This window comes from Gemmiger sp. An120 (assembly GCF_002160955.1).
GTDB classification, from domain to species: domain Bacteria; phylum Bacillota; class Clostridia; order Oscillospirales; family Ruminococcaceae; genus Gemmiger_A; species Gemmiger_A avium.
The window spans coordinates 1-22,920 of record NZ_NFLN01000022.1 but is presented as its reverse complement, the minus strand read 5'-3'; the positions used below and the strand labels follow the sequence as shown (position 1 = coordinate 22,920).

Here is a 22,920-nt window from a genome sequence, read left to right as displayed (position 1 = left end):
CATGGCACGTTTGAAAGAAAAGTATGTGAATGAAGTCGCTCCCGCCCTGATGAGCAAGTTTGGGTACAAGAGCGTGATGCAGATCCCCAAGCTGGATAAGGTCGTTATCAACGTTGGCTGCGGCGACGCCAAGGACAACGTCAAGATGATGGACGCCATCCTGAGCGATCTGGCTCAGATCACCGGCCAGAAGGCCGTGGTCTGCCGCGCCAAGAAGAGCGTTGCGAACTTCAAGCTGCGCGAAGGCATGCCCATCGGCGCGAAGGTCACCCTGCGCGGCGAGCGTATGTACGAGTTCGTGGATCGTCTGTTCAGCGTGGCTCTGCCCCGCGTGCGTGACTTCCGCGGCATCAACGGCAACTCCTTCGACGGCCGCGGCAACTACGCCGTGGGCATCAAGGAGCAGCTGATCTTCCCTGAGATCGATTACGAAAAGATCGACGCGGTGCGCGGCATGGACATCTGCTTCGTCACCACCGCCAAAACCGACGAAGAGGCCAAGGAGCTGCTGAAGGCTCTGGGCGCCCCCTTCGCCAACTAAGGGAGGAAACGCACGATGGCTAAGACTTCTATGAAAATCAAGCAGCAGCGCGAGCCCAAGTTCTCTACCCGCGCCTACAACCGCTGCAAAATCTGCGGCCGTCCCCACGCCTACCTGCGCAAGTACGGCATCTGCCGTATCTGCTTCCGTGAGCTCGCTTACAAGGGCGAGATCCCCGGCGTGAAGAAAGCCAGCTGGTAAATTCGGCTTTTACCAAACAGGCCGAAAAGCCTGAAATTACGAAACGAAGAACCTTAAGGAGGTTAGTGGCATGCAAATCACCGATCCTATCGCGGACCTGCTCACCCGCATCCGCAACGCCAGCACTGCCAAACACCCTTCTGTCGAAGTTCCCGCTTCCAACCTGAAAAAGGCAATTTGCCAGATCCTGGTTGACGAGGGCTACATCAAGGGTGTGCAGATGATCGAAGACAACAAGCAGGGGACCCTGCGCCTGACCCTGAAGTATCAGGAGAACGGCGTCCCCGTTATCTCCGGCCTGCGCCGCGTGTCCAAGCCCGGCCTGCGCATCTACACCAACTGCGAAGATATGCCCCGGGTCATGAAGGGCCTGGGCACCGCGATCATCTCCACTTCTAAAGGCGTCATGACCGACAAGGCTGCCCGCGCTGCCAACGTCGGCGGTGAAGTTCTCGCCTTTGTGTGGTAAGAAAGGGGTATAAGACAATGTCGAGAATTGGAAGAAAACCCATCGTCATCCCCGCCGGCGTGGAAGTTGCCGTTGAGGGCAACGCCATCACGGTGAAGGGCCCCAAGGGTACCCTGCATTCCAACTTCCACCCCCTCATGACCGTTAAGGTCGAGGCTGGCGAAGTTCTGGTTACCCGCCCCAATGACGAGAAGCAGGCCCGCAGCCTGCACGGCCTGACCCGCACCAACATCAGCAACATGGTGGAAGGTGTTATGCACGGCTTCGAGAAGAAGCTGGAAGTGCAGGGCGTTGGCTACCGTGTGGCCAAGCAGGGCACCAACCTGGTGATGAACCTGGGCTACAGCCATCAGGTCATCGTCAGCGAGACCGACGACATCAAGATCGACGCTCCCGATGCCAACACCATCATCATCAAGGGCATCGACAAGCAGAAGGTCGGCCAGTTCGCGGCGGAAGTCCGCGAGAAGCGTCCGCCTGAGCCGTACAAGGGCAAGGGCATCCGCTATGCGGGCGAGCACATCATCCGCAAAGAGGGCAAAGCCGGTAAGGGCAAATAAGGGAAGGAGTGAAAGACAATGGTTAATAAACCTGATAAGAACGTTGCGCGTCTGCGCCGTCACCGCCGTGTGCGCGGTAAGATCAGCGGCACCGCTGAGCGGCCCCGTCTGGATGTATTCCGCTCCTCCAAGCACATCTACGCCCAGATCATCGACGATGTGGCTGGCGTTACCCTGTGCAGCGCGTCCACCATGGACAAGGACTTCGAGGGCTTCGGCGGCAACATTGAGGCTGCCGGCAAGGTCGGTCGCAAGATCGCCGAGCGCGCTCTGGAAAAAGGCATCAAGGTCGTCGTGTTCGACCGCGGCGGCTTCGTGTACCACGGCCGCGTGAAAGCTCTGGCTGAGGGCGCCCGCGAAGGCGGCCTGCAGCTGTAAGGAGGAGGATACAGATGGAAAGAAGAAATCGTGAAGTCGATGACGGCATGCTGGAAAAAGTCGTCGCCATCAACCGCGTATCCAAGACCGTCAAAGGTGGCCGCGTAATGAAGTTCAGCGCCCTGGTCGTTGTGGGCGACGGCAAAGGCACCATCGGTTTTGGCATGGGCAAGGCCGGTGAGGTTCCCGAAGCGATCCGCAAGGGCCTTGAGGCTGCCAAGAAGAACATGCACAAGATTGCCATGAAGGGCACCACCATCCCCCACGAGATCGTGGGCGAGTTCGGCGCTGGCCGCGTGCTGATGCGTCCGGCTCCCGAAGGCACCGGCGTTATCGCCGGCGGCCCGGTGCGTGCGGTTCTGGAAGCTGCCGGCATCAAGGACATCCGTACCAAGAGCCTGCGCTCCAACAACCCCTGCAACGTGGTCACCGCCACCTTCAACGGCCTGTGCAGCCTGGTCAGCGCTGAGGAAGTGGCTGCCAAGCGCGGTAAGACCGTGAAAGAACTGTTTGAGTAAGGAGGCAGCTAACAATGGCAGAAACCAAGAAGCCCGCGGCTAAGAAGCCTGCGGCCAAGAAGCCCGCTGTTAAGAAGGCTGCCAGCCTGACCATCAAGCTGACCCGCAGCCTGTCCGGCCGCAGCGAGAAGCAGATCGCCACCGCCCAGAGCCTGGGCCTGAAGAAGATCGGCGATGTGACCGTGCAGCCCGACAACGCCCAGACCAACGGCAAGATCGCCAAGATCAGCCACATGGTCCTGGTTACCAAAGCGTAAAGGCAAGGAGGTGCAAGCACATGAAGCTTCATGAATTACAGCCCGCGCAGGGCGCGAACACCGCGGCCAAGCGCAAAGGCCGCGGCCACGGCAGCGGCAACGGCAAGACCGCCGGCTACGGCCACAAGGGCCAGAAAGCCCGCTCCGGCGTCAAGAAGGCCGGGTTCGAAGGCGGCCAGATGCCTCTGCAGCGTCGTCTGCCCAAGCGCGGTTTCAACAACATTTTCGCCACCGAGTATGCTACCGTTAAGATCAGCGACCTGGACAAGAAGTTCGCTGAGGGCAGCGTGGTGGACACCCAGGCCCTGCTGGACTGCGGCCTGATCAAGAAGAGCCTGGACGGCGTCAAGGTTCTGGGCAATGGTGAACTGACCAAGGCCCTGACCGTGAAGGTCGCCGCCTACACTGCCTCTGCCAAGGAGAAGATCGAAAAGGCGGGCGGAAAGGCCGAGGTGATCTGAGGTGTTTGAGACGTTCCGCAACGCGTGGAAGGTGGAGGAGCTTCGCAAGCGCATCCTGTATACGCTGCTGATCCTGGTCATCTTCCGCCTGGGCTGTGCGGTGCCGGTGCCCTACGTGGATGCCTCGGTGCTGGACGCCTGGTTCGGCACCGGCAATATGCTGGACTACCTGAACATGATGTCCGGCTCTGCTCTGTCGCAGTGCACGCTGTTCGCCCTGGGCGTTTCCCCCTACATCAACTCCTCCATCATCATTCAGCTGCTCACGGTGGCCATCCCGGCCCTGGAGCGGCTGAGCAAGGAGGGTGAAGAGGGCCGCCGCAAACTCACCCGCATCACCAAATACGCCAGCGGCGGCATCGCCCTGGGTATGTCCATCGGTTACTACTTCGTGCTGCGCAACCTGGGCGCTCTGAGCGTCACCGGCTGGCAGGCCTGGTTCGTGGCCGTGGTCATCATCCTGTGCTTTACGGCTGGCGCGCAGCTGGCCACCTTCCTGGGCGAGCAGGTGGACAGCAAGGGCATCGGCAACGGTGTTTCCCTGCTGATCTTCACCGGCATCATCGCCAACTGGAGCAACGTGGTCACCGCTGTCAACAGCATCCTGACCAAGGCTGCTACCCAGCCTCTGTACTACCTGGCCTTCCCGGGCGTGATCATCCTCGCCCTGGCTGCCGTGGTGTTCGTGGTCATCCTGACCAACGCCGAACGCCGCCTGCCGGTGCAGTACGCCAAGCGTGTGGTGGGCCGCAAGATGTACGGCGGCCAGTCCAGCCACATTCCCATCAAGGTGAACATGAGCGGCGTTATGCCCGTCATCTTCGCCAGCGCCCTGTGCAGCATCCCCGGCACCATCGGCGGCTTCATCAACCTGGATGCCGCTGCTCACCCCTACTGGACCGCGTTCTTCAACTTCTTCAGTGCCCGCGGCTGGGGTTACATGGTGTTCTACCTGCTGCTGATCATCGGCTTCAACTACTTCTACGTGGCCATCCAGTACAACCCGGTTGAGATCGCCAACAATCTGCGCCAGAACAACGGCGCGATCCCCGGCTACCGTCCCGGCAAGCCGACCAGCGATTTCATCACCAAGGTACTGGGCAAGATCACCCTGGTGGGCGCCCTGTTCCTGGGCGTGGTCGCCGTGCTGCCCATTCTCCTGGGCAACGTGAGCGGCCTTCCCATCCAGCTGGGCGGTACCAGCCTGCTGATCGTGGTAGGCGTGGCCCTGGACACCTCCCGCAGCATGGAAAGCTTCATGGTGATGCGTCACCACAAGGGCTTCCTGCAGTAAACTAAATATCGAAAGGGGACGTAAAGCGCTATGAATCTGATTCTGTTGGGCGCCCCGGGCGCCGGCAAAGGCACGCAGGCGGAAGTAGTCTGCGAAAAGCTGAATATTCCCGCCATCAGCACGGGTAACATCATCCGCGCGGCAGTCAAGGAAGGCACCGAGATGGGCGTTAAGGCCAAGAGCTACATCGATTCCGGCGCCCTGGTCCCCGACGATGTGATCATCGGCATCATCAAGGAGCGCCTGGCCGAGCCCGATTGCCAGAACGGCTTCATCCTGGACGGCGTGCCCCGCACGGTGGCCCAGGCCGAGGCCCTGGAGACCATGGGCGTGCGCATCGACAAGGTTGTGGATATCGAAGTCGCCGACGAGAAGATCATCGAGCGTCTGAGCGGCCGCCGGGTGTGCAGCGCCTGCGGCGCTTCCTACCACACCGCCTTCAAACCCAGCAGCCAGCCGGACAAATGTGACCGGTGCGGCGGCGCTCTGATCATCCGCAAGGATGACGAGCCCGCCACGGTGCTGGAGCGGCTCAAGGTCTACCACGAGTTGACCGAGCCCCTGATCGACTTCTACCGCCAGCGGGGTAAGCTGGTGGTGGTGGAAGGCCAGGAGGAGATTGCCGATACCACCGCGCTGCTGATGAAAGCTCTGGAGGCGTAAATCGTGATCCAGATCAAGAATGCCCACGAGCTGGCGGCTATGCGCCGGGCCTGCGCGATCAGTGCAGCGGCGCTTCGCCTCGCGGGCGAATCCATTGAGGCGGGCATGACGACCGCCGACCTGGATAAGATTCTGTTCGACTATATCAAGGGCAAGGGCGCCCGCCCCAACTTCAAGGGGCTGTACGGGTTCCCGGGTACCGCCTGCATCAGCATCAACGATGAGGTGATCCACGGCATCCCTTCCCATAAGCGCCAGATCCGCCCGGGCGATATCGTCAGCATTGACACCGGGGCTGCCATCGACGGCTTCAACGGCGACAACGCCTGCACCTTCGGGTGCGGCAAGATCGACCTGGAGGCCCAGCGGCTGCTGGACGTCACCCGCGAAAGCCTGCACCGCGGCATTGCCGCTGCGGTGTGCGGCAACCGGGTGGGGGACATCAGCCACGCCGTGCAGTCCTATGTGGAGCAAAACGGCTTTTCGGTCGTGCGCAGCTTTGTGGGCCACGGAGTGGGCCGCGAGCTGCATGAGGACCCGGAGGTCCCCAATTTCGGCACCGCCGGCCGGGGCCCCCGCCTTGTGGGCGGGATGACCCTGGCCATCGAGCCGATGGTCAACCAAAAGCATCACTCCGTCATCACGTTACCCGACGGTTGGACGGTAAAAACGGCGGACGGCGGTCTTTCTGCTCACTTTGAGCACACCGTGGCCATCCTGCCCGCCGGCCCCGAGATCCTGACCCTGGGCTGGGAGGAGCCGACATGCAGTTTGTAAAAGGACAGCTTGTCCGCTCCCTGGCCGGGCGGGATAAGGGCCATACCTTCGCGGTTCTGGCCGTGGAAGGCCAGATTCTTCTCCTGGCGGACGGCTCACGCCGCACGCTCGCGAATCCAAAGCGGAAGAAGGAGAGGCATGTGGCCCCCACCGCCACCGTCCTGCAAGGCGAGTGTCTCGCCGGCGACAATCAGCTCAAAGCCGCCATCGAGGCCTTTGAAGGCCAGGCGGCATGCGTGAACGCATGAGGAGGTAAGAGCTTGTCTAAAGAAGACGTCATCGAAGTTGAGGGTATCGTGGTCGAGGCTCTGCCCAACGCTACCTTCCGGGTGGAGCTGGAAAACGGCCACCGCCTGCTGGCACACATCTCCGGCAAACTGCGCACCAACTTCATCCGCATTTTGCCCGGCGATAAGGTCACCCTGGAAATGTCGCCCTATGATCTGACCAAGGGCCGCATCACCTGGCGCTCCAAGTAAGGCGCCCTGTCAAAAGGAGGTTTGTCATCATGAAGGTTAAGCCTTCCGTGAAACCCATTTGCGAAAAGTGCAAGGTCATCAAGCGCAAAGGCCGCGTGATGGTCATCTGCGAAAACCCCAAGCACAAACAGCGCCAGGGCTAAGCCCGGCTATGGGGCCAAGTGCGTAGAGTCCCGGCGCAGGCCCCGAGAAGGACATGGGATGGAAACTTAGGAGGTTCTAAGAACTATGGCACGTATTGCCGGCGTAGACCTGCCCCGCGAGAAGCGGGTGGAAGTGGGCCTGACCTACATTTATGGTATCGGACCCAGCACCGCGAAGAAGATCCTGGAAGGCACCCAGATCGATCCGGACACCCGGGTTAAGGATCTGACCGCCGATCAGGAAGCTCTGATCCGCGATTATATCGACAAGAACAACCTGGTTGTGGAAGGCGATCTGCGCCGTCAGGTCGCCCTGGATATCAAGCGTCTGGTAGAAGTCCAGTGCTACCGCGGCGTCCGTCACCGCAAGGGCCTGCCCGTCCGTGGCCAGCGCACCAAGACCAATGCCCGCACCCGCAAGGGCCCGAAGCGCACGGTCGCCAACAAGAAGAAGTAAGCACAAGGAGGAACAGAAATGGCAACGAAAGCTGCTGCTAAAAAGGGCGCTGTCCGTACCAAGCGGCGCGAGCGCAAGAACATCGAGCGCGGCGCGGCCCACATCCAGAGCACCTTCAACAATACCATCGTCACCATCACCGATACGCAGGGCAACACTGTTTCCTGGGCCAGCTCCGGCGGGCTCAACTTCCGCGGTTCCCGCAAGAGCACTCCGTTCGCCGCTCAGTCTGCTGCTGAGACCGCTGCCCGCGCTGCGATGGAGCATGGCATGAAGACCGTTGAAGTCTACGTCAAGGGCCCCGGCGCTGGCCGTGAGGCTGCGATCCGCGCCCTGCAGGCTACCGGCCTGGAGGTCAACATGATCAAGGACGTGACCCCGGTCCCCCACAACGGCTGCCGCCCCCCGAAGCGCCGCCGGATCTGATTGAAAGGAGAACCAACATTTATGGCTAAGAATATGCAGCCGATCGCCAAGCGCTGCCATGCGCTGGGCATTTCTCCTGCCGTGATGGGCTATGCCAAGAAGACCACCAAGCGTAAGCCCGGCAGCCAGATGAGAAAGAAGAAGAGCGAGTACGCTCTGCAGCTGGCCGAGAAGCAGAAGGTCAAGTTCGTGTACGGCATCATGGAGCGTCAGTTCCGTTCCTACTACGAGAAGGCCAGCCGCATGCAGGGCAAGACCGGTGAGAACCTGCTGATCCTGGTGGAACGCCGCCTGGACAACGTGGTTTACCGCCTGGGCTTTGCCAACACCCGCCGCGAGGCCCGTCAGCTGGTGAGCCATGCTCACTTCACTGTGAACGGCAAGAAGGTCAACATCCCCTCCTACCTGGTCAAGCCCGGCGACGTGGTCGAGGTTGCCGCTGCCAGCCGTTCTTCCGTCAAGTTCTCCAAGCTCACCGGTGAGGACGCCCCCATGGTGACCCTGCCTGAGTGGCTGGAGCGCGAGAAGAACACCCTGAAGGGCACCGTTGTGAAGATGCCCGTCCGTGAGGCCATTGATCTGCCCATCGAGGAGCACCTCATCGTCGAGTTGTACTCCAAGTAAGCCGGTTGATCACTGCAACGCGATTACAAACAGCCGGCGGTTTTCCGCCGCCGGCTTACCAAGGAGGGTTATTGCATGATGGAGATTGAACGCCCCCGAATCGACACCGCCGCGCTCAGCCCGGACGGCCGCTACGGCAAGTTCGTTGTGGAGCCTCTGGAGCGCGGATTCGGCACGACTCTGGGCAATAGCTTACGGCGCGTCCTGCTCTCCTCTCTGCCCGGCGTAGCGGTTATCAGCGTTAAGATCGATGGTGTAGTTCACGAATTCAGCACCGTCCCCGGCGTCAAGGAAGACGTCACCGAGATCGTGCTGAACCTGAAAGGCATTGCCGCCAAGCTGTACTCCGACGGCCCCAAGACCGTTCGGATCGAGGCGGTGGGCCCCGGCGAAGTTACCGCCGGCAGCATCAAGCAGGCCGACGACATCGAGATCCTGAACCCCGAATGGCACATCGCCACCCTGTCTGAAGACGGCAAGCTGGTGATGGAGCTGACCTTTGACAAGGGCCGGGGCTACGTTCCCGCCGAGCGCAACAAGCAGGCAGTCCAGGAGAAGAACGACATCAACACGCTCCCCATCGACAGCATCTATACCCCGGTGCTCAAGGTGAACTACACGGTGGAGAACACCCGTGTGGGCCAGATCACCGACTACGATAAGCTGGCGATCGAAGTGTGGACCGACGGCACCATCAGCGCACAGGAAGCGGTCAGCCTGGCCGCCCGGGTGCTCACCGAGCATCTGAACCTGTTCGTGAACCTCTCGGAAGAGGGCATGGGCGCTGAGATCATGGTGGAAAAAGACGACAAGGGCAAGGAGAAGGCTCTGGAGATGACCATCGAAGAGCTGGATCTGTCCGTGCGTTCCTTCAACTGCCTCAAGCGCGCCGGCATCAATACGGTTGAGGACCTGATCAACAAGTCGGAAGACGAAATGATGAAGGTTCGCAACCTGGGCCGCAAGAGCCTGGAAGAAGTCATGGCAAAGCTGGATTCTCTGGGCTTTACCCTGACGAAAGACGACGAGTAATTACAGCAAAAGGAGTGAAACGGGATGCCCGGTACCAGAAAGCTTGGCCGTACCAGCGACCACCGCAACGCGATGCTGCGCGCTATGGTCACCTATCTGTTTGAGAACGGCAAAATCGAAACCACCGTTACCCGTGCCAAGGAAGTTCGTTCCATGGCCGAAAAGATGGTCACCCTCGGCAAGCGGGAAGACCTGCACGCAAAGCGTCAGGTGTTCTCCTACATCACCAAGGAGACCGTTGCCAAGAAGGTTATTGATGAGTACGGCCCCAAGTATGCCGACCGCAACGGCGGCTACACCCGCATCATCAAGACCGGTATGCGCCGCGGCGACGCCGCCGAGATGGCGATTATCGAGCTGGTTTGATTTTAATAAAGACGGCTGCCTTCGGGCGGCCGTCTTTTCTGTTTTGACCAAACTTTATCAGGTTGATTTGTGCAAAACGCGCATTTTGTGCGCACACCGGCGAGAAGAAACCGACAAGGCGCGGAAAAAGCTGTCTGCAGGCGGAAATCGTCGCAAAAGCACTGTTTCTTTTGTAAAATATATGTTAAACTGAACATGAAATAGGCACCGTGTACCGCCGCGGGGGCGGCACGGAAAAACGAAGAGAAAATAGGACGGGAGAAGATTCATGATTCACGCAGTATCGGAAAAGGACTTCTTTAACCGCGAGGACAGCGTGGCCGACCTGGGGCTGATCGTGGCCCCCGGCGCCAAGGAGCTGGGCGAAAAGATCAACGGGCATCTGGTGCGCTGGGCCCAGCGGGTGGGGATGGACAAGGAAACCTTTATCATCCCCAGCGAGTGCCCCCGGTTCTCCTCCGGCGACGGCAAGGGCGTTATCAAGAGCACGGTCCGGGGCGACGATCTGTATTTCATCGTGGATGTGGGCAACTACAGCTGCAAGTACCGGCTGTTCGGCGCGGAAAACAGCATGAGCCCGGATGACCATTATCAGGACCTGAAGCGCCTGATCCAGGCCGCCTCCGGCAAGGCCCACCGGATCACCGTCATTATGCCGCTGCTCTACGGCAGCCGCCAGCACCGCCGCACCTACCGGGAAAGTCTGGACTGCGCCTATGCCCTGCAGGAACTGCAGCAGATGGGCGTGACCAACATCGTCACCTTTGACGCCCACGATCCCCGGGTGCAGAACGCTGCCCCGCTGATGGGCTTCGACAATGTGATGCCCACCTATCAGGTGCTCAAGGCGATGTTCAACAGCATCCCGAACTTCCAGCCCACCCGGGACAACTTTATGGTCATCAGCCCGGACGAGGGCGCCATGAACCGCAACATGTACTACGCCAGCGTGCTGGGCGTAAACCTGGGCATGTTCTACAAGCGCCGGGATTACTCCCGCATGGTCAACGGCCGCAACCCCATCGTGGCCCACGAGTACCTGGGCGAGAGCGTGGAGGGCAAGGACGTGTTCATCGCCGACGACATCATCTCCTCCGGCGAGAGCATGCTGGATATCGCCTACGAGCTGAAGAAGCGGGGCGCCGGCAACATCTACTCCTATGCCACCTATCCGATCTTCACCGGCGGCGTGGCCGAGTTCGACAAGGCCTACGAAGACGGCATCGTCAGCGGCGTGTTCGGCACCAACCTGACCTACCGCACCCCCGAGCTGCTCAGCCGTGAGTGGTTCCATGAGGTGGACGTGTCCAAGTACATCGCCTACTTTGTGGCCGCTATCAACCACGACATGTCGGTGAGCGCCATCATCGATCCCCACGAGAAGATCAGCCACCTGCTGGAAGAGCACGGCATCCGCTGATTTAGCGGGCCGCCGCCTGCACAACAAATGCAAAACCGGCGCACAGCCTTTGCCTGTGCGCCGGTTTTTTGACGTAACAGCGCCATTCTACCAACAATCGGTTGACCAAAACCCCACAGCCGGGGTAGGATGGGGGAGAGGTGAACGGCATGTATCAGATCGACAAAACCAGCTGGGGCGCGTTTGTGGCCCGGCTGCGCAAGGAAAAGGGGCTGACCCAGAAAGAACTGGCCCAGCGGCTGCTGGTGTCCGACAAGGCGGTGAGCAAATGGGAGACCGGTACCAGCCTGCCGGATACCCAGCTGCTGATCCCGCTGTCGGAACAGCTGGGGGTGACGGTAACCGAGCTGCTGATGGGCAAACGGATGGAGCAGCCGGCCCCGATGGCGCCCGACCAGGTGGAGGACCTGCTGCAGACGGCGGTACGGGCCACCGGGCGGGAAAAGCTGCCCCGGGCCTGGCAGGAGGGCCCGCGCTGGAAATGGCGGTATGCGGCCGCGCTGCCCGTCGGCGCGGCGGGAATGGCGACCGCCATCTGGCTGTCCTGGCGGGCGGACTGCCTGCCCTTTGTGCTGCCCGGCTGCCTGACCATGACCTTCCTGTGCGCATTTTTCGGGGCGTATGCCTGCTTCTTTGCCCCCACCCGGCTTCCGGCCTGGTACGATGCGCACCCCATGGAGCTGTTTTGTGATGGGCCCATCCGGATGTATCTGATGGGGCTGAAGCTGCACAACGGCAACTGGCCCTATGTTCTGTGTGCCCTCCGCTGGTGGTGCTGCGGAACGCTGGCTCTGCTGCCGCTGCTGTGCGCCGCCGCGGTCTGCCTGCCCGCCCGATGGCGGGAGGCGGTGCCCATGGTGCTGGCAGTGATGGCTATGGCGGGCCTGTTTGTGTTCCTGTACTGGGCCGGGCTGCGGCATAAAAATGATCCGCCTGTCAGATAAAACAACAAGCGCCCGGGCCGTCTGGCCCGGGCGCGTTTGTCTTCTCCAGAGAAGATTCCGCCGTTCCGGTCAGGGGCGGGTGGCGGCGGTCAGGTCCACCGTGGGGCCAAAGGGGCTGAAGCCCAGGCCCTGTACGGTGGGGTCCACCAGCAGATACTGCTGCTGGCAGTAAAGCGGCGCAAAGGGGGTCGCATTCAGGATGGCCTTTTCCAGCGCCAGCACCGTCTGGGCGTTCACCCGTTCCGGCTCGGCCTGCAGAGAGGTGAGCATGGCGTGCACACCGCTGTCGGAAAAGCCGGCCAGTTCCCCGTCAAAGCGGGAGGGCAGATCCAGCAGGGCCGAGGAGGAGGGCTCCAGCGAGGCCAGCGCAATCTGATAATCGCCGCTGGCCAGCGCGGCCTGGTATTCCTCCTGCGGCAGCTGCCGCACCGTGAAGAAGCAGGCAAACAGCTGCTGCCAGCGGGCGTTGATCGCCCCCACCAGCTGGGTGTAGTCGCTGCCCTCCGGGGCCAGGATGCTGATGTTGCGCAGGGTGGTCTGGCCCAGTTCCGCCATGCCCTGCTGGTACAGGGGCACCGGATCGGAGGCGGTAAACAGCGCGCTGCCCACCGTAGCCCGGTAGCTTTCCCCCGCGTAGCTCACCGAGGGCGGGATCAGCCCCTGGGCCGGTTCGCAGCCGCTGGGCAACGTCAGGTCCGCATCGGTGGCCGCCGATGCCAGCGCCTGCCGCACCGAGACATTGGCCAGCGGGTTGTCCTCGCCGCTGCAGTTGAACAGCAGCCCCCAGGTGCGGCTGGTATAGGCAATCTGCGCCAGATCCTCCGCCGCGGTATCGCTCAGTTCCGCGCCGCTGGAGCCATCCCGCACCCGGTCGGCAGGGGAGGCGGTGTCCTCCGGGTCCCGCAGCACCAGCCGCAGGTTGTTGATCGCGCTGCCGGAGCTGCTCCGCCGCAGAAACAATCCCTCGCTGGTCCAGTTGTACAGATAAAAAGGCCCGTTGCCCATCACCGAACTGGAGGACAGTCCGTAAGACCCCTCGGTGCTGTCAAAAAACTCCCGGTTGCAGGGCATGGCCCCGGGCAGGCACAGTTTGGTCAGAAATTCCGGGTCGGCGGTTTCCAGGGTGATGCGCACCGTGCGCTCGTCCACCGCCTCTACCCCCAGGGTGGACGGGTCCGCCCGACTCTCCCGCACCGCTTCGCTGCCGGCAATGCAGCTGAAATCGTCCGCGTAGGGGCTGCCGGTTTCCGGGTCAAATACCCGCTGGAAACCATACACATAATCCTCCGCGGTCACCGCCCGCAGATAGTCCTGGTTGCGCTGCCGGTACCAGACCCACTCCAGATCTTCTTTCAGGGTAAAGGTGTATACCTTGCCGTCCTCGCTCACCGTCCAGCTTTCCGCCGCGTCGGGCTGGGGTTCGCCGGATGCGTCCAGACGCATCAGCCCCCGGAACAGGTGCATCACCGCGGTCACGTCCTCGCTGCTGACCGCCAGCTGCGGGTCCAGGTTCACCGGCACCGCGTCCACCCGCCAGGTAAAGGTGTTCAGATCGGCGCCGCAGCCGGTCAGGCCCAGCGCCAGCAGCAATATACAAAAAAGGCTCCAAAGCCTGATTCGCTTCATGGCAGATCTCCTTATCCCACAGGATCGGCCCGGCCTTTGTACAGCGCCGTGCCGCATACAAATTCACTATACCAAATATCACAGGCCAAAACAAGGCCGAAAGCCGCTTTCTGTGCGGGATTTCGTTTGCATCCGCCAACCAAAGCGGCTATAATGAGAATGCCCGGCCACAACATCCTATGCCGGGCGGTAAGGGAGGATGCGGGATGCAGCAGTACTATGAACCGCTGGCTTCGCGGGTACGGGGCCGCAAGGTAGCGTTTATCGGGGCCGGTGTCAGCCATCGGGAGCTGATCGGCCAGTTTGTGGAGATGGGCGCCCAGGTGACCCTGTGCGACAAGCGCACCGCCGACCAGATGGGCGAACTGGCGGGCCAGCTGGCCGCCAAAGGGGTGGCGCTGAGCCTGGGGACGGACTATATGCAGGGCTTTGCGGGGCAGGACATGATCATGCGCACCCCGGGCTTTGAGTTCTTCACCCCCGAATTGCAGGCCGCGGGCAAGGCCGGCGCCGAGATCACCAGCGAGATGGAGCTGTTCTTTGAACTCTGCCCCTGCGAGATTGTGGCGGTGACCGGTTCCGACGGCAAGACCACCACCACCAGCCTGATCGCCGCCATGCTGCGGCAGGCGGGCCGCACGGTGCATCTGGGCGGCAACATCGGCCGGGCGCTGCTGCCCATTATCGGGGGGATCACCCCGGCGGATATCGCGGTGGTGGAGCTGTCCAGCTTCCAGCTGATCAGCATGCGCCGCAGCCCGAAGATTGCGGTGGTCACCAACGTGACCCCCAACCACCTGGATCATCATAAGGATATGCAGGAGTATATTGACGCCAAGCGGAACATCCTGCTGTGGCAGACCCCGCCCTGCCGGGCCGTGCTGGGCTACGAGAACGAGGTCAGCCGCTCCATGCAGGCGGACTGCAAGGGCGAGCAGGTCTGGTTCACCCGCCTGCGGGAGACCGACAACGGCGCGTTCCTGCGGGAGGACGGCATGCTCTGCATGGCCGAAAAGGGTACCGTGACCCCGATCCTGCCCAAGGAGGAAGTGCGGCTGCGGGGCCTGCACAACATCGAAAACCTGCTGGCGGCCACCGCCGCGGTGTGGGGCCTGGTTCCGGTGGCGGACATCGCCGCCGTGGGCCGGGAGTTTGCCGGGGTGGAGCACCGCATCGAGCCGGTGCGTACCCTGGACGGGGTGCAGTGGTTCAACGACTCCATTGCCTCCAGCCCCACCCGCACCATCGCGGGGCTGCGCAGCTTTGATCAGAAAATCATCATCATCGCCGGCGGTTACGACAAAAAGATCCCCTACGAGCCGCTGGCCCCGGAGATCCTGGCCCACGTGAAGGCGCTGGTGCTCATGGGCCAGACCGGCCCGCTGATCGAAAAGGCGGTGCGGGAGTGCCCGGGCTTTGCCGAGAGCGGCCTGGTCATCGAGCACGCGGCCGACATGGCCGGGGCGGTGGCCGCCGCCCGCAAACTGGCCAACCCGGGAGATATCGTAAGCCTGTCCCCGGCGTCCGCCAGCTTTGACCTGTACCCCAACTTTGAGGTGCGGGGCCGCCACTTCAAGGAACTGGTGAACGCCCTGTGATCGCTCCGCTCACCGGCCCGGCGCCGCTGGGCCCGAACGCGGGGGCGCTGGCCGCCACCATTGCGGTCAACCACCGGCTGTATGCGGATTGCCCCGCCTTTTGCCGCACCTTTCTGACTAGCGAGGGCGGTCTGGTGCAGCTGCGGGGGGACGGGGCGCTGGCCGCCGGCCCCGCCGACAGCGAGGAACTGGCGGGCTTTCTGACCTTTGCCGGGGTGCGGGCCCTGCGCAGCGACGGGGCCATGCCGGAGGGCTGGCGGGCCGGGGAACCGGTGTGCCAGCTGGCGCTGACCGGTTCGCTGCCCGCGCTGCCCGCCCCCCAGGGGGCGCGGCTGAGCGAAGAGCCCTCCCCCCGGCTGGCGGCGCTTTTGCAGCCCGGCCTGACCGGGGAGGAGCAGGACAATTTTTACGCCGACCTGTGCACCCGCCGCAACCACGGCCAGGGGGCGCTGGTCACGGCGGTGGAGGAGGGCGGCGGGCCGCTGGGCTGCGCCGCCCTGCTGCTGGAACCCGGCACCCGCACCGGGGTGCTCACGGCGGTGGCGGTGGCCCCCGCCGCCCGGGACAGAGGCTTGGGCCGGTGGCTGGTGGCGGAACTCTGCCGCCCCTACGGGGGCTGGCGGCTTCTGCTGGAGTGCGCCCCCGCCCTGACTGCCTTTTATGGCCCGCTGGGCTTTACACAGCCAAACGATATCCCCGCGCCCCGCTGGTGGGTTCCGGCGGATCGGGAAAATTGTAAAACATAAGGAGAATTATACGGAATGTTGAAAGAATGGTTCGGCATCAGCGACGCGCTGCTGGCCGTGGACAAGCAGGCGCTGGAACTGTGCGCGCCGGAATTTGCCAAGGTGGACGCCATCCGCGACCACAACCAGCTGAAGATGCTGCACGCCTTTACCGAAAACCGGGTGGCCGCCACCCATCTGGCGGGCAGCACCGGGTACGGCTATGACGACGCGGGCCGGGATAAGCTGGACCGGGTATTCGCGGATCTGGTGGGGGCAGAGGACGCCCTCTGCCGGCCCCATTTTCTCTCCGGCACCCACGCGCTGACGGTGGCGCTGTTCGGCTGCCTGCGGGCGGGGGATACCCTGCTGGCGGTGACCGGCCGCCCCTACGATACCCTGGAAGGGGTCATCGGCATCAACGGGGCCGGGGCAGGCTGCGGCAGCCTGGCCGAGTACGGCGTGAAGTACGACGAGGTTCCGCTGGTGAACGGCCGGGAACCGGACTGGGAACAGATCGCCCAAAAGGCCCCCGGGGCCACCGTCTGCCACATCCAGCGCAGCCGGGGCTATGCCAACCGCCCCGCCTTTGATCTGGAGACCATCGGCCGCATCGTAAAGACGGTCAAGGCCGCCAATCCGGACGCGGTGGTGCTGGTGGACAACTGCTACGGCACCTTTACCCAGACCGAGGAGCCCACCGCCGTGGGGGCCGACCTGATCGTGGGCAGCCTGATCAAGAACGCGGGCGGCGGCATCGCCCCCACCGGCGGCTACATCGCGGGCCGGGCCGATCTGGTGGAGAAGTGCGGCCACCGGCTTACCGCTCCGGGCACCGGCCGGGAACTGGGCTGCACCCTGGACACCCTGCGCCAGCTGTATCTGGGCCTCTACTACGCCCCGGGCGTGACCGCCGAGGCCCTCAAGAGCAGCATCTACGCCAGCTGCCTGCTGGAGCTGCTGGGCCGCACCGCCACCCCCCGGTACAACGAGCCCCGCAACGACATCATCACCAGCCTGGACACCGGCAGCGCCGAGGCGCTGGTGGCCTTCTGCCAGGGGATCCAGGCGGGCAGCCCGGTGGACAGCTTTGTGGCCCCGGAACCCTACGCCATGCCCGGCTACGAGAGCCCGGTGGTCATGGCGGCGGGGGCCTTTACCCTGGGCAGCAGCATCGAGCTGAGCTGCGACGGGCCGCTGCGTGAGCCCTACACCGCCTATCTGCAGGGCGGGCTGAACTTTACCGCTACCCGCGCCGGCATTCTGGTGGCGGTGCAGCGGGCATTTCATCTGTAAAATGTAATATTTTGGCATGCTTGTCCGTATTGTATAAAAATAACGCGGCCCTTTGCGGCCGCCATGAGGTACAACCATGCAGCCAAACGAATTTATTCTCAGCAAAAAGGAACACAAACGGTATCTGAATGCCCTGATGCGGATGCCCGGCACCCAGCTGCACAAACAGCTGGTGCTGACCCGTGCCATGTCCGCGGTGATCTTTGTGGTGATCGTGGCGCTGGCGTTTCTGGTGCAGCTGCCCGGGGCGTTGCAGGATCCGGGCCGCCTGCAGAGGCTGGGCAGCACCACCCTGGTGGAGATCGTTCTGCTGGCGATCCTGGCCTGGTTCATGCCGCCCTGGAGCCTGCGCCGCCGCCAGATGCGGATGGAAGCCCTCAACGGCATCAAGGGCGACCGGTTCAAGGAGACCAGCCGGGTCTGGGTGGAGGATGGCTTCTACATCCGGCAGACCGGTCAGGCCGCCGCCAACCGGCTGCCGCTGGCCGGGCTGCAGTGGGCCCGGCTGGGGGAGGGCTGCGGCGTGGTGCTGCAGTTTGAAAACGGCATGTGCGACTATGTGCCGGTGAAAGCGTTTCACGCCGGATGCCCCGCGCCCGCCTGGTGCCGCTGGCTTATGGAGCAGGCGGACGCCGCCCGGCAGCAGGATCTGGGCGAGCCGGTTCCGCCCGCGGTGACCGGCGGGGAAGGGCAGGTCTGCTTTACGCTGGACAGGGAAGAACTGGCCGCGCTGCTTGCCGAGATGAGCAGCCTGGTAATGCGCACCGGCAGCTACTGGCGGTTCCTGGCGCCCCAGCTGGTGGCGCTGGTGCTGGTGCTGGCAATGCTGATCCCGCTGGCCTTTTCCGAGCCGCTGCTGGCGGCGGTGCTGGGGCTGATGCTGGCGCTGGTGGTGGTCATGCGGCTGCCGCCGGTGCAGCGGGCGCTGGTGCGCCGGCAGGCCAAACGGCCGGAGATGAACCGGTTCCTGGGCACCCAGAGCCTGACCCTCACCCCGCAGGGGGTGCTGGTGCGCCGGGCGGACGGGGACAGCCTGATCCGGTATGAGATGTTCCGCCGGGTGCTGGCGGGCAAGCAGGGGGTCTACCTGGTGATGCGCAGCGGCGTGCAGGCCCATGTGATCCCCAACGAGGCTTTCGCGGACGAGGACGCCCGGCAGACGTTCATCCGTCAGGCGGAGGACATGATCCATTCCTGAACTATAAAGGAGGCAGAAACCATGAACGGAACCGAATTGATCCGGGCGCGCCGCAGCGTGCGGCGATTCAAGGCAGGGGAACCGGTGCAGCCGGAACACCTGCACCTGATGCTGGAGGCGGCCATGATGGCGCCCAGCGCCTGCAACACCCGCCCCTGGGAGTTTGTGGTGGTGCGCAGCCGCCCGGTGCTGGATTCGATCATGGAACTGCATCCCTATACCAAAATGCTTGCCACCGCGGCGCTGGCGGTGGTGGTCTGCGGCCGGCCGGACCGGCAGCAGGGCCGCTGCGCCGAGTTCTGGCCCCAGGACTGCGGGGCCGCCATCGAAAACCTGCTGCTGCAGGCGGTGGAACTGGGGTACGGCGGCTGCTGGTGCGGCTGCTGGCCGGTGGAGAACCGGGCCCTGGCGCTGAAAGAATTGCTGGGCACCCAGGGTATGCCGCTGGCGGTGGTGGCGCTGGGCGTTCCCGACGAGGCGCCCGCCGCCCGGGGTTTCTACGACCCGGCCCTGGTGCGGGAGATCTGACAAAAAGATACCGGCAGGGGGCGCGCTCCGTATGGAACGCGCCCCCTGCCGGTTTGTATGTGTGCAGAGAAAATGGCGAAGGATCAGCCCTCTTTGGCAAAGAAGGCAATGCCGCAGGCCCCGGGGCCCGCGTGGGTGCCCACCGCTACGCCGATGTGGTACAGCGGGCAGGCGGGCAGCTTCAGGTTGCTTGTCAGGTACCGGTGCAGCGGCTCCGCCCCTTTGCGGCGGGCGGTGTAGCCCAGCACATAGGGCATGGAGCTGTCCAGACCGCCCTGCTCGTCCATCAGCTTGAACAGGGCCACATAGGCGCCGGGCAGGCCGCGGGCCTTGCCGGCCAGCACTACCTTGCCCTCCACCACGCTTACCACCGGCTTGATACCCAGCACCGCCCCGGCAAAGGCCGCGGCGGCGGGCAGACGGCCGCCCTTGCGGAAGTATTTCAGGTCATCCACAATGGCCAGCAGACGGATGCGCTGCTTGGCCTTTTCCAGCTCCTCCACAATGTGGGGGGCGCTGTGGCCCTCGTCCCGCAGCTTCAGCGCCAGCTCCACCAGCAGACGCAGGCCCAGGGTGGCGTTGCGGCTGTCGATAAAGTGGATGTCCTCATACTCCACCGTCTGGGCGGCAATGCGGGCGCTCTGCAGGGTGCCGCTCAATTCGCCCGAAATCAGGATGGCGATGGTGGTGTCCCCGGCGGCCATGGCCTCCTCAAAGTGGGGGATAAAGGCGTCCGGGCTGGGCTGGCTGGTGGTGGGCAGCTTGTCGCATACCGCCAGCTTGGCGTAAAACTCGTCGGAGGTCTGGTCGATGCCGTCCCGCAGTACGGTGCCGTCCTCAAAGGTAACGGTCAGGGGAACCACCTCCACCCCCATGCGGGCGGCTTCGGCGGGCAGGATGTCGGCGGAAGAGTCGGTCAGGATGCGGATCATAAATCTCGTTCTCCTCTCAGATTTCTCTTGGTTCGGGCGGGCCCTCTGGCCCGGGTCAGCTTGCTTGTTTCGGGCCGGGCTGCCCGGTTTCGCCGGAAAGCTCGGTAAAGAAGCCGTGCAGCCGGGCCAGCGCCTGGCACAAAGCGTCCAGTTCCGGGCCGGTCAGCCGGGTGCTTACCTGATGCACCAGCGCTTCGTGGAACCGGGCGTGGGCTTCCAGCGCCCGCAGCGCGGGCTCGGTCAGCTGTACCACCACCCGGCGCTTGTCCGGCAGCGGACGCAGCCGCACCAGGTATCCCTTGCGCTCCAGCGTCTTGACCGCGATGGTCAGGGTGCTGGCGGTTACCCCCAGCCCGGCGGCCAGCTGCCGCATGGTCACATCGGCTTCACCCTGTTGCTGCACCGCTTCCAGCACGTGCATCTCGCTCACGCTCAGCCGCTTGCCCTCCAGGCAGCGCAGGTTTTCCTCCTCCAGGCGCAGCACGTCGTTGAATACATTCACCAGAAAGGCGTTGATCTGTTCCTCCTGTCGGGTCATGGCAGTCTCCCTCCAATCGTTTTGAAGTTCAAACAATTCCGATTGTAGCGGCTCTCAGAGGAAAAGTCAAGACAATTTTGATGTTCAAACTATTATTCGCGCATTTTTCACATGCCTGCCGCTTGCGCCGGGGCGGCGGGCGTGTCTATACTGGTAGAAACGGACGAAAAAAGGGGAGAGAATCGGATGAACCGATACAGACGGGTCATGGGCCGCCTGGCCGGGCCGCTGGCCGTTCTGGCGGCAGGGGCCGCGGCGCTGGCGCTTTTTTGGGGGCTCAGCGGCAGCCGGGCGGTGATGAACGCCCTGGTCAGACACATAAGCCGCCCGGTGCGCGGCGCGGTGAGCGCTGTGCTGAATCCGCTGCCGTTCAGCGGCGCGGAACTGCTGATCACCCTGGCGGTGCTGGCCGGGCTGTGGATGCTGGCGGGCGGGATACGCTGTGCGGTGCGCCGCCAGTGGCTGGCGGCCGGCCGGCGGCTGGCGATCCTGGCAGCTGCCGGGGTGTGGATCTGGGCGGGGGTCTGCCTGCTCTGGGGGGCGGAGTATTACGCCGACAGCTTTGCCGAAACCGAGGGCATCCAGGCGGAGCCGGTTTCGGTGGAACAGCTGGCGGCCACCGCCGAGTGGTTTGCCCGGCAGGTAAACGCCACCGCCTCCGGGGTGCCCCGGGACGAAAACGGGGCCTTTTCGATGACGGTGGAGGAGATTTTTGACCGCAGTGAAGGGCTGTACGACGGGGTCAGCCAGCGGTATCCCAGCCTGACCGGGCCCCAGCGCCGCCCCAAACCGGCGGTGTATTCCTATATTATGAGCCTGACCGGGTTTACCGGGTATATCTTCCCGTTTACCGGCGAGTCTACCCTGAACGTGCATTGCCCGGCGGTGTTCCTGCCGGTGACGGTGGCCCACGAGTTTGCCCACCAGCGGGGCGTTGCCCCGGAGCAGGAGGCCAACTATGTGGCGGTGGCCGCCTGTGCCGACAGCGGCGATCCGGTGTACGAGTATTCCGGCTGGCTGTTCGGGTTCCAGCATCTGTCCAACGCGCTCTGGTCCGCCGATCCGGAGCGCTGGGCCCAGGTGTACGGCACCCTGTGCCCCCAGGCGCTGCAGGACCTGGCGGTGAACAATGAATACTGGGCTTCCATGGAGGGCCCGGTGCAGACGGTGGCCGAAAGCACCTACACCGGATTTCTGCAAAGCTACGGCCAGGAGATGGGCATGCGCAGCTACGGCGCCTGCGTGGATCTGCTGGTGGCCCGGTGGTGCCCTGCCAGTGCCCGGTAAAAGGTGAAATATGTGGAAACTCCTTGTTTTTTATCAGGGGTATGATATAGTATAGTTATCTGTGAGATTTTACGCGTTTTACATAAGGAGCACCCACTATGCGACATGATTTTTCCCGATACTTTTCCGGCAGCCGGCTGGCCCGTCTGCCCCTGTACAAGGCGGCGATGGCCGTCTGCTGCGCAGGGCTTCTGGTGGTGAGTACCGGCACCGGCATCGCCTACGCGGCGGCCACGGCCCTTTCGCCGGAGCCGGTGGTTGTACCGGTGGCTACCCCGTCGCCCACGGCTACGGCGGAACCCACCGCGGAGCCCTCGCCCACCCCGGGCCCGGATGTGCCGCTGACCCTGGTGGCCACCGTGGTCCAGCAGGACCTGGGCCTGGAAGTGCTGATGCCCGCCCCCGAGACGGACGGGGAAGAGCAGGATCCCGCCGCCAGCCCCGAAACGGAAACCGATCAGGGCGACAAGGAAGACATGGTTCCCGCCCTGGGCGTGGAGTTTGTGGCGATCGTGGCCGATGAGGACGGCAAACAGACCGAGTACCCGGTTGACCCGGATACCGCCACCGTCCTGATCGAGGAACTGGATCCGGGCGACTATACCGTCTCCCTGGCGCCCGCCGAGGGCTACCAGGTGCCCGAAGCCCAGACCGTGACCGTGGAGAAGAAAAAGGTCTACAAGGTAGACATCGAAAAGGTTGAAGAGGAGATCGTCCAGGCGGACGAGGTCAACGAGGCTGAAGAGGATAACAGCTATGGCGGCGGCGGCAGCGCCGGTGCCGGCGGCGGTACCCTGAGCGATACGGTGGCCTATGCGGAATCCTCTTCCACCACGGTGCCGGTGATGGCGCAGGCCTATGCCAAGAGCGGCAATGTGAACGGCGAAGGCTATGTGTATTACAGCGACGGTTCCGTCAGCCCCTACAAGGCGGTGATGGACAGCAGCAATACATACATCGTAAGCCTGAGCCTGGATAAGAACAAGGTTTCCTCTGCTTCGTCCCAGGCCGCGGGCGTGTCCGCCCAGGCGCTGGGCCACTGGTCCGCGCCGCTGAGCGGTATCCTGCGGGAGGACGGTTCCTCTTCGGTGGTAGAGTCCTCGCCCAGCGCGAGCACGACCCCGGAAAGCACGGCGACCCCGGATCCCACCGCCACCCCGACGGTGGAGCCGACCGCTACCC

The 22,920-nt window shown here is 63.4% G+C and carries 31 protein-coding genes; 28 read left to right on the top strand and 3 right to left on the bottom strand.

What is annotated here, in order from left to right:
• The first annotated feature begins 1 nt into the window (after nucleotide 1).
• The 21 genes from rplE (at nucleotide 2) to B5E65_RS13665 (ending at nucleotide 12,010) form a co-directional block, all read left to right on the top strand.
• Nucleotides 2-541 carry a 50S ribosomal protein L5 gene (rplE, locus tag B5E65_RS13765; RefSeq protein ID WP_087172341.1) on the top strand — a complete coding sequence of 180 codons (540 nt, stop codon included), beginning with the start codon at nucleotides 2-4 and terminating at the stop codon, nucleotides 539-541.
• Between the two features lie 15 nt (nucleotides 542-556).
• On the top strand, nucleotides 557-742 hold the full coding sequence (locus B5E65_RS13760) for a type Z 30S ribosomal protein S14 (protein ID WP_087172340.1): 186 nt from the start codon (nucleotides 557-559) through the stop codon (nucleotides 740-742).
• A gap of 70 nt (nucleotides 743-812) precedes the next feature.
• On the top strand, nucleotides 813-1,211 hold the full coding sequence (rpsH, locus tag B5E65_RS13755) for a 30S ribosomal protein S8 (RefSeq protein WP_087172339.1): 399 nt from the start codon (nucleotides 813-815) through the stop codon (nucleotides 1,209-1,211).
• A 17-nt stretch (nucleotides 1,212-1,228) separates the two neighbouring features.
• Nucleotides 1,229-1,771 (top strand): 50S ribosomal protein L6, encoded by a 543-nt coding sequence (gene rplF / locus B5E65_RS13750; RefSeq protein WP_087172338.1) that lies wholly within the window; start codon nucleotides 1,229-1,231, stop codon nucleotides 1,769-1,771.
• A gap of 18 nt (nucleotides 1,772-1,789) precedes the next feature.
• Entirely contained in the window at nucleotides 1,790-2,149 is a 360-nt protein-coding gene (rplR, locus tag B5E65_RS13745; RefSeq protein WP_087172337.1) for a 50S ribosomal protein L18, read from the top strand.
• A gap of 14 nt (nucleotides 2,150-2,163) precedes the next feature.
• Nucleotides 2,164-2,667 carry a 30S ribosomal protein S5 gene (gene rpsE, locus B5E65_RS13740; protein WP_087172336.1) on the top strand — a complete coding sequence of 168 codons (504 nt, stop codon included), beginning with the start codon at nucleotides 2,164-2,166 and terminating at the stop codon, nucleotides 2,665-2,667.
• A gap of 86 nt (nucleotides 2,668-2,753) precedes the next feature.
• The gene (gene rpmD, locus B5E65_RS13735) at nucleotides 2,754-2,924 is read left to right on the top strand and encodes a 50S ribosomal protein L30 (protein ID WP_242957563.1); all 171 of its coding nucleotides are present in this window, start codon (nucleotides 2,754-2,756) and stop codon (nucleotides 2,922-2,924) included.
• A gap of 20 nt (nucleotides 2,925-2,944) precedes the next feature.
• On the top strand, nucleotides 2,945-3,385 hold the full coding sequence (gene rplO / locus B5E65_RS13730) for a 50S ribosomal protein L15 (protein ID WP_087172334.1): 441 nt from the start codon (nucleotides 2,945-2,947) through the stop codon (nucleotides 3,383-3,385).
• 1 nt (nucleotide 3,386) lies between these two features.
• Nucleotides 3,387-4,679: a preprotein translocase subunit SecY gene (secY, locus tag B5E65_RS13725; RefSeq protein WP_087172333.1), complete on the top strand. Its 1,293-nt coding sequence runs from the start codon at nucleotides 3,387-3,389 to the stop codon at nucleotides 4,677-4,679.
• Between the two features lie 30 nt (nucleotides 4,680-4,709).
• A complete protein-coding gene (locus B5E65_RS13720; protein WP_087172332.1) occupies nucleotides 4,710-5,342 on the top strand; it encodes an adenylate kinase in 633 nt (210 codons plus the stop codon).
• Between the two features lie 3 nt (nucleotides 5,343-5,345).
• Nucleotides 5,346-6,119, top strand: coding sequence for a type I methionyl aminopeptidase (gene map / locus B5E65_RS13715; protein ID WP_087172331.1), 774 nt, complete (start codon nucleotides 5,346-5,348; stop codon nucleotides 6,117-6,119).
• Nucleotides 6,107-6,367: a KOW domain-containing RNA-binding protein gene (locus B5E65_RS13710; protein WP_087172330.1), complete on the top strand. Its 261-nt coding sequence runs from the start codon at nucleotides 6,107-6,109 to the stop codon at nucleotides 6,365-6,367. The genes map and B5E65_RS13710 overlap by 13 nt, the downstream gene beginning before the upstream one ends.
• Nucleotides 6,368-6,379: 12 nt before the next feature.
• Nucleotides 6,380-6,598 (top strand): translation initiation factor IF-1, encoded by a 219-nt coding sequence (gene infA / locus B5E65_RS13705; protein WP_087172329.1) that lies wholly within the window; start codon nucleotides 6,380-6,382, stop codon nucleotides 6,596-6,598.
• Nucleotides 6,599-6,627: 29 nt separating this feature from the next.
• The gene (rpmJ, locus tag B5E65_RS13700; RefSeq protein ID WP_058965281.1) at nucleotides 6,628-6,741 is read left to right on the top strand and encodes a 50S ribosomal protein L36; all 114 of its coding nucleotides are present in this window, start codon (nucleotides 6,628-6,630) and stop codon (nucleotides 6,739-6,741) included.
• An 85-nt stretch (nucleotides 6,742-6,826) separates the two neighbouring features.
• The gene (gene rpsM, locus B5E65_RS13695) at nucleotides 6,827-7,198 is read left to right on the top strand and encodes a 30S ribosomal protein S13 (protein WP_087172328.1); all 372 of its coding nucleotides are present in this window, start codon (nucleotides 6,827-6,829) and stop codon (nucleotides 7,196-7,198) included.
• 18 nt (nucleotides 7,199-7,216) lie between these two features.
• Nucleotides 7,217-7,624: a 30S ribosomal protein S11 gene (rpsK, locus tag B5E65_RS13690; protein ID WP_087172327.1), complete on the top strand. Its 408-nt coding sequence runs from the start codon at nucleotides 7,217-7,219 to the stop codon at nucleotides 7,622-7,624.
• 21 nt (nucleotides 7,625-7,645) lie between these two features.
• The gene (rpsD, locus tag B5E65_RS13685; protein WP_087172326.1) at nucleotides 7,646-8,248 is read left to right on the top strand and encodes a 30S ribosomal protein S4; all 603 of its coding nucleotides are present in this window, start codon (nucleotides 7,646-7,648) and stop codon (nucleotides 8,246-8,248) included.
• Nucleotides 8,249-8,323: 75 nt separating this feature from the next.
• Entirely contained in the window at nucleotides 8,324-9,280 is a 957-nt protein-coding gene (locus tag B5E65_RS13680) for a DNA-directed RNA polymerase subunit alpha (protein WP_087172325.1), read from the top strand.
• Nucleotides 9,281-9,304: 24 nt separating this feature from the next.
• Complete coding sequence (gene rplQ, locus B5E65_RS13675; RefSeq protein ID WP_087172324.1) at nucleotides 9,305-9,646, top strand: 50S ribosomal protein L17; 342 nt, start codon at nucleotides 9,305-9,307, stop codon at nucleotides 9,644-9,646.
• Between the two features lie 268 nt (nucleotides 9,647-9,914).
• Entirely contained in the window at nucleotides 9,915-11,066 is a 1,152-nt protein-coding gene (locus tag B5E65_RS13670) for a ribose-phosphate pyrophosphokinase (protein WP_087172323.1), read from the top strand.
• Between the two features lie 149 nt (nucleotides 11,067-11,215).
• On the top strand, nucleotides 11,216-12,010 hold the full coding sequence (locus B5E65_RS13665; protein ID WP_087172322.1) for a helix-turn-helix domain-containing protein: 795 nt from the start codon (nucleotides 11,216-11,218) through the stop codon (nucleotides 12,008-12,010).
• Between the two features lie 69 nt (nucleotides 12,011-12,079).
• Here B5E65_RS13665 and B5E65_RS13660 read toward each other — a convergent pair whose 3' ends face one another.
• A complete protein-coding gene (locus tag B5E65_RS13660) occupies nucleotides 12,080-13,636 on the bottom strand; it encodes a peptide ABC transporter substrate-binding protein (RefSeq protein WP_158098603.1) in 1,557 nt (518 codons plus the stop codon).
• Nucleotides 13,637-13,842: 206 nt separating this feature from the next.
• Between B5E65_RS13660 and murD the strand changes: the two genes are divergently transcribed.
• The 5 genes from murD to B5E65_RS13635 all read left to right on the top strand — a co-directional run bounded on the left by murD (nucleotide 13,843) and on the right by B5E65_RS13635 (nucleotide 18,981).
• A complete protein-coding gene (murD, locus tag B5E65_RS13655) occupies nucleotides 13,843-15,234 on the top strand; it encodes a UDP-N-acetylmuramoyl-L-alanine--D-glutamate ligase (RefSeq protein WP_087172320.1) in 1,392 nt (463 codons plus the stop codon).
• On the top strand, nucleotides 15,231-15,980 hold the full coding sequence (locus tag B5E65_RS13650) for a GNAT family N-acetyltransferase (protein ID WP_087172319.1): 750 nt from the start codon (nucleotides 15,231-15,233) through the stop codon (nucleotides 15,978-15,980). Before murD ends, B5E65_RS13650 begins: the two co-directional genes overlap by 4 nt.
• 15 nt (nucleotides 15,981-15,995) lie before the next feature.
• Nucleotides 15,996-17,255 carry a methionine gamma-lyase family protein gene (locus tag B5E65_RS13645; RefSeq protein WP_087172318.1) on the top strand — a complete coding sequence of 420 codons (1,260 nt, stop codon included), beginning with the start codon at nucleotides 15,996-15,998 and terminating at the stop codon, nucleotides 17,253-17,255.
• 76 nt (nucleotides 17,256-17,331) lie between these two features.
• The gene (locus B5E65_RS13640; protein ID WP_087172317.1) at nucleotides 17,332-18,453 is read left to right on the top strand and encodes a YcxB family protein; all 1,122 of its coding nucleotides are present in this window, start codon (nucleotides 17,332-17,334) and stop codon (nucleotides 18,451-18,453) included.
• A gap of 21 nt (nucleotides 18,454-18,474) precedes the next feature.
• Entirely contained in the window at nucleotides 18,475-18,981 is a 507-nt protein-coding gene (locus tag B5E65_RS13635) for a nitroreductase family protein (protein WP_087172316.1), read from the top strand.
• Between the two features lie 83 nt (nucleotides 18,982-19,064).
• Here B5E65_RS13635 and B5E65_RS13630 read toward each other — a convergent pair whose 3' ends face one another.
• The gene (locus B5E65_RS13630) at nucleotides 19,065-19,913 is read right to left on the bottom strand and encodes a DegV family protein (RefSeq protein ID WP_087172315.1); all 849 of its coding nucleotides are present in this window, start codon (nucleotides 19,911-19,913) and stop codon (nucleotides 19,065-19,067) included.
• 55 nt (nucleotides 19,914-19,968) lie between these two features.
• Nucleotides 19,969-20,451 (bottom strand): MarR family winged helix-turn-helix transcriptional regulator, encoded by a 483-nt coding sequence (locus B5E65_RS13625; RefSeq protein WP_087172314.1) that lies wholly within the window; start codon nucleotides 20,449-20,451, stop codon nucleotides 19,969-19,971.
• Between the two features lie 186 nt (nucleotides 20,452-20,637).
• Here B5E65_RS13625 and B5E65_RS13620 point away from each other — a divergent pair, with 186 nt between their 5' ends.
• Both B5E65_RS13620 and B5E65_RS13615 read left to right on the top strand, forming a co-directional pair.
• A complete protein-coding gene (locus B5E65_RS13620; protein ID WP_158098602.1) occupies nucleotides 20,638-21,738 on the top strand; it encodes a DUF3810 domain-containing protein in 1,101 nt (366 codons plus the stop codon).
• A 98-nt stretch (nucleotides 21,739-21,836) separates the two neighbouring features.
• On the top strand, nucleotides 21,837-22,920 hold a 1,084-nt coding region (locus tag B5E65_RS13615; RefSeq protein WP_206406313.1), incomplete at its 3' end, for a hypothetical protein.

Coding starts and splice junctions, on each gene's coding strand:
- B5E65_RS13645 (WP_087172318.1), top strand. CDS start 15,996: ATGTTGAAAGAATGGTTCGGCATCAGCGACGCGCTGCTGGCCGTGGAC.
- murD (WP_087172320.1), top strand. CDS start 13,843: ATGCAGCAGTACTATGAACCGCTGGCTTCGCGGGTACGGGGCCGCAAG.
- B5E65_RS13635 (WP_087172316.1), top strand. CDS start 18,475: ATGAACGGAACCGAATTGATCCGGGCGCGCCGCAGCGTGCGGCGATTC.
- B5E65_RS13660 (WP_158098603.1), bottom strand. CDS start 13,636: ATGAAGCGAATCAGGCTTTGGAGCCTTTTTTGTATATTGCTGCTGGCG.
- B5E65_RS13710 (WP_087172330.1), top strand. CDS start 6,107: ATGCAGTTTGTAAAAGGACAGCTTGTCCGCTCCCTGGCCGGGCGGGAT.
- B5E65_RS13680 (WP_087172325.1), top strand. CDS start 8,324: ATGATGGAGATTGAACGCCCCCGAATCGACACCGCCGCGCTCAGCCCG.
- B5E65_RS13620 (WP_158098602.1), top strand. CDS start 20,638: ATGAACCGATACAGACGGGTCATGGGCCGCCTGGCCGGGCCGCTGGCC.
- rplQ (WP_087172324.1), top strand. CDS start 9,305: ATGCCCGGTACCAGAAAGCTTGGCCGTACCAGCGACCACCGCAACGCG.
- B5E65_RS13760 (WP_087172340.1), top strand. CDS start 557: ATGGCTAAGACTTCTATGAAAATCAAGCAGCAGCGCGAGCCCAAGTTC.
- rplR (WP_087172337.1), top strand. CDS start 1,790: ATGGTTAATAAACCTGATAAGAACGTTGCGCGTCTGCGCCGTCACCGC.
- rplO (WP_087172334.1), top strand. CDS start 2,945: ATGAAGCTTCATGAATTACAGCCCGCGCAGGGCGCGAACACCGCGGCC.
- rplF (WP_087172338.1), top strand. CDS start 1,229: ATGTCGAGAATTGGAAGAAAACCCATCGTCATCCCCGCCGGCGTGGAA.
- rpsH (WP_087172339.1), top strand. CDS start 813: ATGCAAATCACCGATCCTATCGCGGACCTGCTCACCCGCATCCGCAAC.
- B5E65_RS13640 (WP_087172317.1), top strand. CDS start 17,332: ATGCAGCCAAACGAATTTATTCTCAGCAAAAAGGAACACAAACGGTAT.
- rplE (WP_087172341.1), top strand. CDS start 2: ATGGCACGTTTGAAAGAAAAGTATGTGAATGAAGTCGCTCCCGCCCTG.
- B5E65_RS13625 (WP_087172314.1), bottom strand. CDS start 20,451: ATGACCCGACAGGAGGAACAGATCAACGCCTTTCTGGTGAATGTATTC.
- B5E65_RS13720 (WP_087172332.1), top strand. CDS start 4,710: ATGAATCTGATTCTGTTGGGCGCCCCGGGCGCCGGCAAAGGCACGCAG.
- rpsK (WP_087172327.1), top strand. CDS start 7,217: ATGGCAACGAAAGCTGCTGCTAAAAAGGGCGCTGTCCGTACCAAGCGG.
- rpmJ (WP_058965281.1), top strand. CDS start 6,628: ATGAAGGTTAAGCCTTCCGTGAAACCCATTTGCGAAAAGTGCAAGGTC.
- B5E65_RS13630 (WP_087172315.1), bottom strand. CDS start 19,913: ATGATCCGCATCCTGACCGACTCTTCCGCCGACATCCTGCCCGCCGAA.
- rpsD (WP_087172326.1), top strand. CDS start 7,646: ATGGCTAAGAATATGCAGCCGATCGCCAAGCGCTGCCATGCGCTGGGC.
- B5E65_RS13670 (WP_087172323.1), top strand. CDS start 9,915: ATGATTCACGCAGTATCGGAAAAGGACTTCTTTAACCGCGAGGACAGC.
- rpsM (WP_087172328.1), top strand. CDS start 6,827: ATGGCACGTATTGCCGGCGTAGACCTGCCCCGCGAGAAGCGGGTGGAA.
- rpsE (WP_087172336.1), top strand. CDS start 2,164: ATGGAAAGAAGAAATCGTGAAGTCGATGACGGCATGCTGGAAAAAGTC.
- B5E65_RS13665 (WP_087172322.1), top strand. CDS start 11,216: ATGTATCAGATCGACAAAACCAGCTGGGGCGCGTTTGTGGCCCGGCTG.